Raw genomic sequence first — 14,490 nt, 5'->3', positions numbered from 1 at the left:
AGGGACACGCCCTAATTGTCTTAGGCTGAGCTTTTTACTATCAACAGATTGCGATATTACCAAGCGCAACTATCAATTCATCTTTGGCTCAAGCCACTGAAATACCAGCATCCCAACTAGCATCGCAGGAACAAACACATAAGCCTGCCATTGGCCCGTGCCTAATAGTACGACACCGGGCCCAGGGCAGATACCGACAAGGCCCCAACCGATACCAAACAGCATCGCGCCGATGACAAGCTTGCTAGTAACCTTCGTTTTGGTCGGCATCTCAATCTCATCGCCTACCCAGCTCTTTCGCTGCCGCCGAGCCCATTGCACCCCAACGATAGCGACAGCAAGGCCGCCGCCCATCACTAAGGCCAGTGAGATATCCCACGCGCCAAAGACGTCCAAAAACCCTTGCACCTTAACCGGATCGGTCATACCCGATATCAACAGTCCTAAGCCAAACAGCAGTCCTGTTAGTAAGCCGATGATATTTTTTAGCATAGTTCATTCTCACTATTTATTTTCTTTTTCTCAAAACCTCTAGCCATAACAACCATTTAAATCAAGCCCAATACTTGCCGGCCGATAAACACGGTGATGATGCCAAACGCCATAAAAGTCGCTGTGGCTACCATTGAGCGCGGCGACAAGCGCGCATTACCGCAGATGCCGTGACCACTCGTGCAACCTGAGCCTAAGCGCGTACCAAAGCCGACTAACAACCCTGCTGCAATCAGCAGCGGTAAAGAGGTCGTAACCTCTATATCAGGTAGCGGTCTGAACACACTATAGAGTAAAGGCGAGAGGATTAAGCCTACAATAAACAGTACTTGCCACATCTCGACTCGCTTTGGCTGTAGCAGGCTTGAAGTAATACCGCTGATACCGGCTATACGGCCAATACCTAAGAGTAAGATAACCGTCGCTACGCCTAATATGAGGCCGCCTACCAATGAAATAGGCGTAAAAACTTGCCAATCTATTTGTATACCCATAATGAGAGATCCAAAAGCTAAGTTGTTTTATATAAAAACATTATATATTAAAATATAATAAATAGCTAAAAAAATACTGAGCGACTGCATTAACAGGCTCAGTACTTTTAAATGCTTGGGTTATTGACGGTTATATTCTCCAATATGAAGCCTGTAAGCGCCAAAGTAGCTATTAAGCAGACTGCTCTGCTAATACTTGCTCAAGAGCGCTTTCAAAACGCTGAACCGCACCGTCGATATCGGTTAACTTATCGAGACCAAATAGTCCTACGCGGAACGTTTTGAAGCTATCAGGCTCGCCTACCTTCAAAGGCACGCCAGCGGCAATCTGTACGCCAGCTTCGGCGAAAGCGCCACCTTTATGCATATCATCACGGTCGGTGTAGCATACCACCACGCCTGGTGCTTTGAAGCCTTCTGCTGCGACACTCTCGATGCCTTTAGCTTGTAGTACTTCGCGGACACGGTTACCTAGCTGCCACTGCGCATCACATAGTTTATCAAAACCGATCTTTTTAGACTCTGTAATGGTATCGCGGAACTGGCGCAAGCTATCGGTTGGCATTGTCGCATGATAAGCGTGACCACCATTCTCATAAGCGCGCATAATCTCTAACCACTTCTTTAAGTCCAGACTAAAGCTATTAGATTCTGTGTTTTCTACGCGCTGGACGGCCGCATCGCTCATCATCACAAGCCCGGCGCAAGGCGTACTACTCCAGCCTTTTTGCGGCGCACTGATCAACACGTCGATACCAAGCGCTTTCATATCGAGCCAGACACAACCTGAGGCGATACAGTCAATGACCAATAAGCCGCCAACGCTATGAGTGGCCTCGCTCAAAGCTTTGATATAGTCATTAGGCAAAATCATACCGGCTGAGGTTTCAACATGCGGGGCAAACACCATGGCAGGCTTGGTCTCTTTAATTTTAGCGACTGCATCTTCGATCGCGACAGGAGCAAACGGCTTTGGCGTATCGCCGTCTTCGCGCTGGGCGTTTAATACCGTAGAGGATTTGGCAAGATTACCTTTGTCTAAAATTTGCGTCCAGCGATAACTAAACATACCGTTACGAATGATCAAGCAGTCTTGATCTTTGGCCAGCTGATTGGCTACCGCTTCCATGCCATAACTACCCGATCCCGGAACAATAGCGACGGCGTTAGCGTTATAGACAGATTTTAGGTCGCTCGATAAGTCATTCATCACTTGCTGAAAGACTTCTGACATATGGTTTAGGGCGCGGTCAGTATAAACCACGGAGTATTCTAGTAAGCCGTTTGGATCAATATCTTGACGTAAGGCAGTCATGGGATGCTCCTTGCTCGTTGTCGGATTTTTGGATGGGTATAACCTGTGTTTTTCGCCCCATTGATTATAGGGGGTAATCTACCAAAAAACCAACCCGTGTTTAGTGAACGGGCGAGTAAGACATTTAGCGGCGGCGGTGGGCGTCTTGGAGTCCAGAGACCACAAAATCTAGCAGCTCACTGTCGCCTTGGCGGGCGGCTTTGCGCATGAGCTTGGATGGTGCGTGGGTCAGCGTTTGGGTAAGGCGACGTGACAGCTCGGTGAGGATATCTTCGGGATCGGCATTGTCTTGCTGTAGCTTTGCAATAGAAGCCTGTAGCAGCTTGTCCACCTGATCATGAGTACGGGTACGATACTGCTGGATGTCTTTGCCAACTTGACGGACCTGAAAACGGCGATCTATCTCAACGACCAGCTGACTGACCAGCAACTCGGCATCGACAGCCGCCTGCCTGCGCTGCTCGATATTGCCTGCGATCACATGCTGCAAATCATCGACCGAGTACAGATATACATCATCGATACGGCTAATGGTCGAGTCGATGTCGCGCGGTACTGCCAAGTCGATCATCAGCATCGGCTGATAACGACGGCGCTTGAGTGCCTGTAGCGTCATGGTTTTATCAATGAGAACATCCATACTGCCACTACAGCTACTGACAATATCGGCCTCGCCCAGCACTTGCGACAGCTCCGCGAGTGCTCTGACCTCGACGCGGCGATTGGGATGACGCAATTCGGCCGCCAAGGCTTCGGCGCGCTCAGGATTGCGATTACAGATAATCACTCGCCCCACACCCAGCCCTGCGATATGCGTCGCCACCAAGCGGTTCATCTCTCCTGCGGCAACGACCAATAGCGTCCGACTGGGCAAATCATCAAATATCTGCGTGACCAGTTTGGCCGCAGCAAAGCTAAGCGATACCGCTTGCGCGCCTACTTTGGTCTCATTTCGCACGCGTTTGGCCGCGGCAAAGACTTGATCGACAATCCAGCCGAGCTGATTACTCAAGGCTTTTTGGTCTTGTGCCAAATGAACGGCGCGCTTGATTTGACCAAGAATTTGCGGCTCACCCAAGATCATCGAGTCCAAACCTGCGGCCACTCGCAGCCAATGCGTCAGAGCATGGGTATCACGGTGCACGTATAGATGAGGCTCAATCTCGGCCAGTGGCAGCTGCTTAAACTCAGCCAGCCACGTTTTTATCTTGATAATATGAGCGCTGATGGCGGCGGCCGATAGAGTGGTGCTGGTGGTCGTGGCGGCGTTGGTTGCAGACTGGGCAGGCTCGCTTTCTACAGGCTGCGGTACCAATGCATAAATCTCGGTACGGTTACAGGTCGAGACGATCACGCTGCCATCGGTAAAGACCTCTAACTGCTCGAGTGCGACATTCACATCGTCACCAACAAGCGCCAAGCGCTCTCGTAGAGCGACTGGTGCGGTTTTGTGATTGACCCCAATGACCACTAATCTCATTATTGATAGACCATAAACATGACGCTCACCTGTCAGCCATACGGTGTTTTGATTGTTTATATAAACCAATTCTTATATAGTCGACTCTAAATAAAACAGATACATTGTATTTCAACACGGAACTGTCTCAGTTTTATCCTAAACTTACTATATGTAATATATAAACAAAAAATACCGTTTGCGACGACAGCGCTAAAAGGAAGAGCTTAAAATCGCCCATTATATCATTATTACCAGCGTTAATTAACACTCACCCACTGCGGATGAGTATTTGCTTGTATCTGGGCACTTGCCCAACAAATCAACTACCTAGGCGACTTTTATGACTGGTATTATTACATGACGCCCTGCATCTGTGCTTGTGCGCTAGTTGAGTAACACGGCTGCTATTGTTTATCTTGTCATTCTACTCTTATAATGTTTGACAGGCGCTTTCATCTGAGTGTTACCCTAAGTTTTTATCTCAGCCATTACCATTGAAAACGCACCTTAACCTGACGAACCACCCCTTATTAAACGCTACCTATGGATTAGGCAGTCACTATCGGGCGAACACAGCTATTTATGATTTTTTTTGGGTCATTATTTCGGTCACCGCCAGCACTTGATGAGCGATTGAGCCTACGCGCTTTATTAAACCTCATTATAGAGCGCTTGTACCAACGCTATCGGCTAACGCTACCGTTGGCTGTTTGTCTGTGCCTATCTGCCCCTGTGCACGCCAGTGCTATCGATATCCCAGCAAAGGCAGAAAACCAGCAAAACAGCGCCAGCTCGCTTACGAGCGCAGCGACATCCAGCGCCGGCGAAAGACTGCCTGAGACTGTCGATGTGCAGCGCTTGGCTCCTGCTAGTATCTGGCAGCCTGAGCTAAACGAGCCAAGTTTGTACGCGCTTTTGGCAGCGGAGTTTGCCGCTGATCGCGATGACAAACAACGCGCCGTCGCCATCTATAAACAGCAGTCATTCAAAAAAGATGCCACCGCTGTCTTTGAGCGGGCGCTGAGTTTGTCTTTACAAAACGAGAGTGTGGGCGACTCGTTACAGTTTGCCAAAACGTGGCAAGAGCAAAACCCCGATCACGTGCCTGCTTGGTTTTATGTCGCGCATTTGGCACTGCGCGCACACGATTACGTCTTGGCAGGCGAGACACTAAACCGCATCTTACGCTACGATCCACGCGCCGACTTAAGCGAGATATTAATCGGTATCTATCCCAATACCGATGCTGACAAACGCGATCTACTCGCTGCGCTTCAGCCGCTCGATAGCACGCAAAATGCGTCATTATCGGTACTAAAGGCAGGCCTGCTCTATCAATTTAATGAGCCCGAAATCGCTATCGTGCATATTAACCGCGCGCTAGAGCGCCAGCCTGATTATGTGCCTTTTATCACCCTAAAGGCTGACATCTTGCGCAAAATCGTCACCGCCGAAACCGTGGCCAATTACCTTAGCCAAGCGCGCCTGCGCAACCCTGATAGCAAGAGTCTATACCTGTACGAGATTCGCTATTTACTGGACTTGAAACAAAGCCAAGAGGCGTGGCAATTATTACTACAAGCGCACGAGCGTTTTCGTGAGGATGCGGAGATTACCTTGCTAGCAGCGCTAGTGAGCTTGGATATCGAAGAATATGCGAGTGCGGATGATCTACTCAATATGCTTGCCAAAAACCCCGCTTACCTTGACCAAGCTTATTACTATCTCGGTATCAGTGCTGAGCGCCAGCAGCAGTTTGATAAAGCCAAATACTATCTCAATGCCGTGATGCAAGAAGACTTAGTATTAGAAGCACGTCGAAAAGTGGTCGCATTTGAATTGCTCAATGACGACGTCGACGCCGCCATTGCTACTTTAGAAAAACTACGCAAACAATTTAGCGTCTTTGCCCCTGACACTTATGTCATGCAGGCCGATATTTTATGGCAACAAAACGAGCCGGATGAAGCGCTGCGGCTGTTGACTCGGGCAGCGCGTAAATACCCTGACAATGAGAGGCTATTGTTTGCTCGCGCTCAGCTCCTCGATGATAAAAACGACTATATCGTCAAACGCACCTTGCTCAATCATCTGCGCGCGCTCGATCCGAGCAATCTGGCCTATCGGCTAAGTTACGCCCAGCTGCTCTTGGCCAATGAGCCAAACTCTGAGCAAGGCTTGGCCTTGGCGACCGACATCATCCGAATTCGTTATGATGATCCGCGCTACGACAACGAGCTGCACTTGCAAGCGCTCAACATATTGGCAAGTAACGCCTTGACCAACCAACGCTATAAGCAAGTCATCGACTATCTACAGACGCCTTATGATGTCTTTCCGACCTTACGCTCAGGCACGTTGTTGCTACGTGCCTATCAAGGTCTGGGCGATAACGCCAAAGTCGAGGCTTTGCTTGCCGACTTGCAGAAGCGCTTTTCATTTGGTCAGCATAATATCAGCGACCGCATACAACTGTATTAGGGTCTGTGCAAAATCGGGGTGCGGAGTACCGGTTACAAGGCACTTATAAGAAGCTAACAGCCGCGTATAAGCGAGTAACAAATAGCGCTTAAGCTAGCCTTTAATCAAAATTATTATTTTTGCAAATTTGTTTGTTTTGAGGATATTTTATGCCAGTTGCCTCCCTTTTTTTTCAGCTCTCTGCCGAGTTCAAATCTAAATCTAAATCCAAGTGCGAATCTAAGTTTCAGTCTAAAGCTAAATCGCAAAAGCTAACCCTGCTGACAGCGATGGCGGCTACCCTTGCCATCACCTCTGGCTGTCAGTCTATAAAGACTGCCAATACTAGCCATCAATCAGGCACCATGATGCAAGCTCAAAACGCAGATCAGCCAAACAAGCTTGAGCGTTTTAATATTACCGGCAAGATTGGCGTGACCACGCCTGCCAGCGACAGCAGCGGCGCGCAAGGTGGCAGTGCGTTTTATGCATGGGGCCAACAAGACGATCGATTTGCCATCGAGCTGATTGGCGCACTCGGTATTGGCAAAACCAATATCGAATACGATGGTCAGACGGCCACCTTGGTCAGCGAAAAAACCGGTACTTTGACCGCTGATGATCCTGAAACCCTGCTAAAAAAAGCCACTGGCTGGCAAGCGCCTATCTCGCAAATGCCTTATTGGATCTCTGGTCGCCCAGCGCCCTCAGACAGCGCGCCCAAGCTCGATGCACAAAACCGCCTGATAAGCTCGGTCAATGGTGAGTGGACAGCCAGCTTTACTTATAAAGGCTCAGACAAACGACCTTCCAAAATCAGCGCAGTGCAGCCACAAGGTAACAAGGTTGTCATGACTATTAATCATTAATCCATCAGGTATCAACAACGGATCGCCTTTCAAAAGCTATCATGGCTCATTAAGATAGCTTTTTATGACTGTACCTTATGATGAAAAAACATGACTGAAAATATATGATTGAAAATATAGCAGCATCATCTGCTTCTACGATGACTCGTCTCTCACCTGCCAAGCTCAATTTGTTTTTGCACATCACTGGCAAGCGCGCTGATGGCTATCATGATCTGCAAACGGTTTTTCGCCTGCTTGATTGGGGCGATTATTTGCATTTCTCACTCATGGATGATGCTGTGATACAAACGGCTGACAATAAAGCAGATGCCAATACCCTCTGTCATCAGCTATTAGTATCAGCTGGTGCAGAGGCGATAACTGCCAATATAGAAGACAATTTAATCTTTAAAGCGGCGCGCGCATTGCTCGCTTTTGCCATACAGTCAGAGACTCTACCTAGGCAATTGGCACAAGTCACTGTCACGTTAGACAAGCATTTGCCAATGGGCGCAGGATTGGGTGGTGGCTCATCCAATGCCGCAACGACTATGCTGGCGCTCAATGAGCTTTGGCAGCTCAACGTTACTCGTGATGAGCTTATAGAAATTGGTACAAAAGTAGGTGCAGACGTGCCAATCTTTATCTTTGGGCAAGATGCGATTGCGATGGGTATTGGTGAAAAATTAACTGCCATCAATTTGCCTGACCAGCAGTATTTAGTCTTAACGCCTGAAGCGCATGTCAATACTGCCAAACTATTCGCTCACCCCAAACTACAGCGAGATATCGCTCCTCTATCGATTGATACGATTAAAAATCAATCCAATGATTATGTTCAAAATTTGAATACGCCTTATCACAATGTCTTTACGCCTGTCGTCACCAGCCTCGCTCCTGCTATTGCAGAGGCTTTAGATTACTTAAAAGGGTTAGAATCGCAAGCACTGGGCATAGCACGAATGACCGGCTCTGGTAGTGCGGTGTTTTTGCCATTGGATGCAAGTATTGCCTCTGATAAGGCATTGATAAAAAAATGGCTGGCAAATGCGCCTTGTCCTGCTTACTTGGTGGATAACTTATGATTGCGCTATCAGAGTACAGGCTACGTCCCAAAAGCGGCGGCTTTCCTATACACACTAGGGCGGCTGATATAAATACTCCTTGCGCGCTACGCCGATGGAGACTACGTAACTGTATTTAAAAAAAGTATCACAACAGCACGTCAGAAAAATTTATACCCGCTCCACGTTGAAATATAATGTATCTGTGTTATTTGGAATCGACTATATAAAAAATTGAATGCAAAAATTTTGAATAAATACCATAAAAAAGCGCAAATGACTTGCAAAGTCTAAAAATTTACTTATAATAGGTCGCCACAATAGGGGTATAGCCAAGTTGGTAAGGCATCAGGTTTTGATCCTGACATCCGTTGGTTCGAGTCCAGCTACCCCTGCCATTTTTAGTTTGGATTGCTAGTGATAGCAATTGACAACACCTTCCCAATTTCGGTATAGTTCGCAATGAGCACCGCTAGGGAACACCGTCTTAGACGGTTGATAGGTAGCGAAGCCTAGCTAATACTTTGTTAGCATTCAGCGCTCGTCCTGCCTAGACATTACAGGGGTATAGCCAAGTTGGTAAGGCATCAGGTTTTGATCCTGACATCCGTTGGTTCGAGTCCAGCTACCCCTGCCATTTTTTACTATCTTAGTAGTCTATAATTACTTTCACCACTCTTTTCTTTATTTGGGCAGTTAGACACTGCTTAGTGGTCGCTGCTTGAGTCAATAAATAGGACTTCAGTCATGCCTTATTTGGCAATTTTTACGGGCAACGCCCATCCAGAACTTGCGAAAACCGTCGCCGACCACCTACACATTCCTCTTGGTAAAGCTGACATCACGCGTTTTTCTGATGGCGAAATTGCCGTGGAAATCAAAGAGCACGTGCGCGGTAAAGACGTATTTATCATGCAGCCGACTTGTGCACCGACCAACGACAATTTGATGGAAATTATGATGATGGCGGATGCGCTCCGTCGCTCTAGTGCAGGCCGTATCACAGCAGTGATGCCGTACTTTGGTTATGCCCGTCAAGACCGTCGTCCACGCTCAGCTCGCGTCCCTATTTCAGCCAAAGTCGTCGCCGATATGCTAAATATCGTCAGTATCGACCGCGTCATGACCGTAGATTTGCACTCAGATCAGATTCAGGGTTTCTTTGACATCCCTGTCGACAACATCTACGGCACCCCTGTCCTGTTAAATGACCTACAAAAACAAGACTACGACAACATCATGGTGGTATCTCCTGACGTTGGTGGTGTGGTACGTGCTCGTGCGATGGCCAAACAATTGGGCGACACCGACATGGCGATTATCGATAAACGCCGTGCCCGCGCCAATGAGTCGCAAGTGATGCACATCATCGGTGATGTGCGTGATCGTGACTGCGTCATCGTTGATGATATGGTCGATACCGCAGGCACCCTATGCAAAGCCGCTGAAGCATTAAAAGAAAACGGCGCGCGCCGCGTATTGGCTTACATCACCCACCCTGTACTATCGGGTAATGCGCTAAAAAACATCTCTGAGTCAGCCCTAGATGAAGTGGTCGTGACTGATACCATTCCATTGTCTCCTGCTGCTCAATCTTGTAGCAAAATCCGCCAAGTCAGTATCGCACCGATGCTCGCTGAGAGCTTACGCCGCATCAACAACGAAGAGTCTATCAGCGCCATGTTTGACGCCTAACGACTTCTGTGTCAGTGGCGGTTTGCACATACAGCTACACGGACACCTGATATAAAAAAAACAGCGCCATATTTGATGATATGGCGCTGTTTTTTATGTTCGCATTTTGCGTAGGTCTTTATTATTGCTACAAAACCACGTATAATGCGCGCCTGTGCCGACCGTTTGTATGATCTTTGATGGTTGGCATCTTTAAAAGTGCTGATCACGTTTGCCAGATAGGTTTTTGCTGATATTTATCAGTAAACGATGACGGCAAACATATTGCTCGGTTTTTTGGTTGTCAGCGTCACTGATGACCGGTCATCGAGCTTTCATCACGTATTAGTGGGTTGGTCGCAAATCCACTTTTTTATGACCAGACACTTCATTTATCTTTTTATAGGATTGTATCCATGAGTATTAATCATTTCGAACTAAGTGCAGTTGCCCGTTCTGCAGAACAGCAAGGTAAAGGTGCGAGCCGCCGCCTACGTAAGCAGAACCTAGTACCTGCTATCATCTATGGTGGTGACGAAGAGCCAACTGCGGTTTCTATCAAAATCAATGAGCTGGTTAAGTCTCTTGAATTTGAAGCGTTTTTCTCACACATCTTGACGCTAAATGTCGATGGCGAAGCGCATCAAGTCGTTATCAAAGACCTACAACGCCATCCAGCGAAAGGCTTCCCAATGCATGCTGATTTCCAGCGCATTGTAAAAGGTCATAAGATCAACATGAATGTTCCTGTGCATTTCACTGGCCGTGAAGAAGCACCAGGTACAAAAGCTGGCGGTATCTTGTCTACCCTAGTCTCTGACATCGAAATCGTTTGCCTACCATCACAACTACCTGAATACCTAGAAGTTGACGTATCAGGCATGGAAATCGGCGATCTATTCCGTCTATCAGACATCAAACTACCAGAAGGCGTTATCATCTTCGAACTTGATATGGAAGATGCACACGACCGTACTATCGTTAACATGCAGCCACCAACGGTTGAAGAAGTTGACGAAGATGCTGACGAAGTTGATGCAGCTGATGTACCTGCGACCGAACAAGGCGATGAAAACGAAGACGGCGAATAATAAACGACCGCTAGGTCGTGGCACTATGCCGTCGACCTGCTGATAGGTTCGGTTCGTCAAAAAAAACAGCAGGTGATGTATATCTCCTGCTGTTTTTGTAAGTAGGGTTTAAGCATCACAGTGCTGTCAGACATAAACGACAGCACGACCAACCTTACGCTCATTTATCACATTTAAGCAGGATGTTTTTATGGCCATAAAGCTTATTGTCGGTCTTGGTAATCCCGGTCAGCAGTATATGTTTACGCGTCATAATGCAGGATTTTGGTTTGTCTATCATTTGGCGCAGCAGTTCAATATCACCCTTTCTCCTGACAAAAAGTTTCATGGGATAACGGGACGCGGACAGATTCATGGCGCCGATGTACGCTTGCTGATGCCATCGACCTTTATGAACAAGTCGGGTCAATCAGTGGTTCCGATGGTCAACTTTTATGGCATCGACAACGATGAGCTGTTGATCGCGCACGACGAGCTGGATATTCCAGCGGGTAGTATCAAGCTCAAAACCAATGGCGGCCATGGCGGCCATAACGGTCTGCGCGATATCACCCCGCATATCGGCAACGACTTTCATCGACTGCGTATCGGTATCGGGCATCCAGGTCACAAATCGAAGGTCAGTGGACATGTCCTCTCAAAGGCCTCACCTGATGAACAGATTGCCATCGACAGTGCTCTGAGCGCCGCGTTTAATGCGTTGCCATTACTGTTGGGCGACGATATCGAAAAAGCCCGTTCACAAATCAATGGTTTTAAACTGCCCGAATCATAATGGCCAGACCTTTACCGCTGGGTTTTTACCGCTGGGCTTGTTACGTGATACTTTATAGTAGTCTTTTATTTTGGCAAAATAGCCCCCACTAACATGATGATTTCGTTCATTAATCTTTGTTACACTAAGGAAGCAACTTATGCTACTTAATATGCTTAAATGCAAATTACATCGTGCCCGCGTCACTCATGCCGAGCTGCACTACGAAGGCTCATGCGGTATCGATGGTGATTTATTGGACCTCGCCGGTCTGCGCGAAAACGAATCAATCGACATCTATAATGTCACCAATGGCAAGCGTTTTCGTACTTATGCGATTCGCGCCGAAGCAGGCTCTGGTATCATCTCATTAAATGGTGCGGCTGCTCATATGGCAGACTTAGGCGATATCGTTATTATCTGTGCTTATGCGCACTTTGATGAAGCAGAAGCTGCGACCTACCAGCCAAAACTGGTCTACTGCAACGAAGACAACACGGTAAAAGACACCGCCAATATCATCCCTGTGCAAGTGGCTTAAGCGTCTGACGCTTCAAGCACTGCTGACCCATATCAGGCATCACCACTGTCAGCCGTCAGGGCATATATATGATTATCGTACATAAAAGCTGACTCTACAGAGGATTCAGCTTTTTTTGTGCCATTTTTATCTGGCACATTTATATTTTTATCCAAACTTAAAGACGGGCAGCGCTGGACAATACCTGCCAGCTACTTTGTAGATAAACCTAGTTTTAACGGTTTGACAAGTTTTAACGGTTTGACAGGGCTTAGCGTGTTTTTTGAGCTCGGTGTCATGATTTCATTGATAAGGAAATATACTGATGTGGTTGGCAGTTATCGCTGTATTGATCGGCTTGGCAATTTTGGTATGGAGTGCAGACGTTTTTATTGATGGTGCCACGGCACTGGCAAAAAAACTCAATGTACCCAGTTTTTTGATTGGAGTTATTATTTTGGGTCTTGGCACTTCTGCACCCGAAATGGTGGTGTCGGTACTAGCCGCCTTGGAAGGCAGTCCGGAGCTGGCGCTGGGTAATGCCTATGGCTCAAACATCATCAATATCGCCTTGGTACTGGGCGCAACTGCCCTAATAAGCCCCATAATCATCCATAAAGGCATCATAAAACGCGATCTGCCAATATTACTCATCATTACTGCTTTGGCCGCGTGGCAGCTGCGTGACGGGCAGCTGAGTATCGTTGACGGACTGGTACTCTTAGCACTATTGGTCGTGGTCTTGGGCATCCAAATCGTGCTGAGCGTGCGAGAAGGCAGCTCACATAAGGTCGATGATATCGATGATAATAAGATTGTAGAGCACCGCGCAGTGGATGACGCGCTGAGCGCAGCAGATAGTGAGCCAAGCTTGCTGCGTGGTTTGTGGGCGTTGTTCCTTGGACTGACCATGCTGGTGGCCAGCTCGCGCGCCATCGTCTGGGGTGCAGTAGAGTTGGCGACGCTATGGGGATTGAGCGAGCTGATTATCGGTCTGACCATCGTCGCCGTCGGCACGTCTTTGCCTGAGCTGGTGGCCAGTCTATCAGCGGCGCGCAAAGGCGAGCATGATATGGCACTGGGCAACATCATCGGCTCTAATATTTTCAACACTTTGGGTGTGGTGGGTCTGGCAGCAGTCATCGCTCCGATTAGCGCCAGTCCGATTATTTTGTCGCGTGATGTGCTGGCGATGAGTGCAATTACGCTGCTACTTGTCGTGCTGTGCGGCGCTGCTTTTATCAGACATCGCCCCTTTGGCCGAGGCTCAGGTGCAGCGTTGATGCTGTTTTTTGTCGGCTACACACTGTGGCTGATGCAAACCGTCAATATGTAGAGAGAAGATAATATTGAGGTAGGTGTGCTAACTGCCAGCGCTTTATCACCCCTGTATGATAAGCGGTACAAATGACGCTTATCATATAGTGAGTTCAGTATAAAAACGATACAGTGAGACTGGGATAAATTTTACGCAGCATCGAGCGGCACAGGCACAACACGCAAGGAAAATGTATACCCGTTCCACATTGACATATAATGTATCTGTTTTATTTAAAATCGACTATACAAGCTCACAGTTATTGATTTTTCTTACGGTTTTTAAAACCGCGCCATAGTCCCTCATGCTCCACCTTTGGCATCTTAAGAGTAATGGAGTTTGAGAGCATATCTTGTACGGCAAGACCGCGGCGATTAAACAAACAAAACACGTAATTAAAAATTAAACCCAAGAACGCACTGGTTAGCATAATCGTGCGCGAACCACCGATCAGGCTGCCGATGACACCAAACAGCAACGGCATCAAACAAGCCGCCAATATACGTTTAAACGACTGTCCCCAAGTCAATAAATGCCCTGCATTATTGACGGTCTTTAGACGCCATGTCTGCATGCCAAGGGTCTGGCCGCCGCGTCGCCAAAATATCCCATAGAACGCCACCAAGGTCAAAACAAAAGCCGGCGTCATGACAAGGTTTTGATACCAAGTCGGTAGCGACTGCGCTTGCGACGATTCGGTGCCAGTCTCCATGGTCAGCAAAGTACCAATCACCGTCAACATCGTACCGACCAAAAACAACAGCGCCAAAATCAGCATGCCATCATACAAAATCGCCACCACCCGAGTTAAGGGTTTGGCAATGCTAGGGGCTTCATTTGGGTCTTGCTGCACAGGCGCACCGGACGAAGATGATTTGGGCGCAGAGGATTTAGGCGCAGTTTTTGGCGGGCGTTTGGATAAACTCTTTGACATGGTACAAGCTCATAGCAAGCAGTGAATAGTAGCGCTATTGTACCGTAATTCAAACGCTTAT

General features: G+C 47.8%; 13 protein-coding genes and 2 tRNA genes. 10 read left to right on the top strand and 5 right to left on the bottom strand.

All coding sequences use genetic code 11. From position 1 onward, the window contains the following. Positions 1–72 precede the first annotated feature (72 nt). The 4 genes from JFC05_RS02780 to hemA form a co-directional block, all read right to left on the bottom strand. A complete protein-coding gene (locus JFC05_RS02780; RefSeq protein WP_192995828.1) occupies positions 73–492 on the bottom strand; it encodes a DUF6691 family protein in 420 nt (139 codons plus the stop codon). Between the two features lie 56 nt (positions 493–548). Beyond that, positions 549–986, bottom strand: a complete 438-nt coding sequence (locus JFC05_RS02775) for a YeeE/YedE family protein (protein WP_198335675.1) — start codon at positions 984–986, stop codon at positions 549–551. A gap of 172 nt (positions 987–1,158) precedes the next feature. Continuing rightward, the gene (locus JFC05_RS02770) at positions 1,159–2,301 is read right to left on the bottom strand and encodes an aminotransferase class V-fold PLP-dependent enzyme (RefSeq protein ID WP_198335674.1); all 1,143 of its coding nucleotides are present in this window, start codon (positions 2,299–2,301) and stop codon (positions 1,159–1,161) included. Positions 2,302–2,425: 124 nt separating this feature from the next. Further along, the gene (gene hemA, locus JFC05_RS02765) at positions 2,426–3,781 is read right to left on the bottom strand and encodes a glutamyl-tRNA reductase (protein WP_198335673.1); all 1,356 of its coding nucleotides are present in this window, start codon (positions 3,779–3,781) and stop codon (positions 2,426–2,428) included. A 564-nt stretch (positions 3,782–4,345) separates the two neighbouring features. On the opposite strand from hemA, the gene JFC05_RS02760 reads away from it, so the two are divergent. From JFC05_RS02760 to JFC05_RS02715, 10 genes are all read left to right on the top strand, one after another. Further along, positions 4,346–6,244, top strand: a complete 1,899-nt coding sequence (locus JFC05_RS02760; RefSeq protein WP_198335672.1) for a tetratricopeptide repeat protein — start codon at positions 4,346–4,348, stop codon at positions 6,242–6,244. A gap of 149 nt (positions 6,245–6,393) precedes the next feature. Next, positions 6,394–7,092 carry a lipoprotein insertase outer membrane protein LolB gene (gene lolB, locus JFC05_RS02755; RefSeq protein ID WP_198335671.1) on the top strand — a complete coding sequence of 233 codons (699 nt, stop codon included), beginning with the start codon at positions 6,394–6,396 and terminating at the stop codon, positions 7,090–7,092. 104 nt (positions 7,093–7,196) lie between these two features. Further along, positions 7,197–8,159, top strand: coding sequence for a 4-(cytidine 5'-diphospho)-2-C-methyl-D-erythritol kinase (gene ispE, locus JFC05_RS02750; protein WP_198335670.1), 963 nt, complete (start codon positions 7,197–7,199; stop codon positions 8,157–8,159). Between the two features lie 301 nt (positions 8,160–8,460). Continuing rightward, positions 8,461–8,536 (top strand) — tRNA-Gln (locus JFC05_RS02745). Between the two features lie 163 nt (positions 8,537–8,699). Then, positions 8,700–8,775, top strand: a tRNA-Gln gene (locus JFC05_RS02740). Positions 8,776–8,885: 110 nt separating this feature from the next. Then, positions 8,886–9,833, top strand: a complete 948-nt coding sequence (locus tag JFC05_RS02735) for a ribose-phosphate pyrophosphokinase (RefSeq protein ID WP_058367921.1) — start codon at positions 8,886–8,888, stop codon at positions 9,831–9,833. A 395-nt stretch (positions 9,834–10,228) separates the two neighbouring features. Further along, positions 10,229–10,903, top strand: coding sequence for a 50S ribosomal protein L25/general stress protein Ctc (locus JFC05_RS02730; protein WP_198335669.1), 675 nt, complete (start codon positions 10,229–10,231; stop codon positions 10,901–10,903). 190 nt (positions 10,904–11,093) lie between these two features. Continuing rightward, positions 11,094–11,678: an aminoacyl-tRNA hydrolase gene (gene pth / locus JFC05_RS02725; RefSeq protein ID WP_198335668.1), complete on the top strand. Its 585-nt coding sequence runs from the start codon at positions 11,094–11,096 to the stop codon at positions 11,676–11,678. A 139-nt stretch (positions 11,679–11,817) separates the two neighbouring features. Then, a complete protein-coding gene (gene panD, locus JFC05_RS02720; protein ID WP_075102220.1) occupies positions 11,818–12,198 on the top strand; it encodes an aspartate 1-decarboxylase in 381 nt (126 codons plus the stop codon). 304 nt (positions 12,199–12,502) lie between these two features. Continuing rightward, positions 12,503–13,513 carry a calcium/sodium antiporter gene (locus tag JFC05_RS02715; protein ID WP_105244642.1) on the top strand — a complete coding sequence of 337 codons (1,011 nt, stop codon included), beginning with the start codon at positions 12,503–12,505 and terminating at the stop codon, positions 13,511–13,513. 241 nt (positions 13,514–13,754) lie between these two features. Here the strand turns inward: JFC05_RS02715 and JFC05_RS02710 are convergent, their stop codons facing one another. Further along, positions 13,755–14,429: an RDD family protein gene (locus JFC05_RS02710; protein WP_198335667.1), complete on the bottom strand. Its 675-nt coding sequence runs from the start codon at positions 14,427–14,429 to the stop codon at positions 13,755–13,757. Between the last annotated feature and the right edge of the window lie 61 nt (positions 14,430–14,490).

The sequence above is a fragment of the Psychrobacter celer genome, from assembly GCF_016107555.1.
Taxonomy (GTDB): Bacteria; Pseudomonadota; Gammaproteobacteria; order Pseudomonadales; family Moraxellaceae; genus Psychrobacter; species Psychrobacter celer.
Note: the sequence above shows the minus strand (reverse complement) of the source record. Positions and strands in the feature narration are given on the sequence as shown.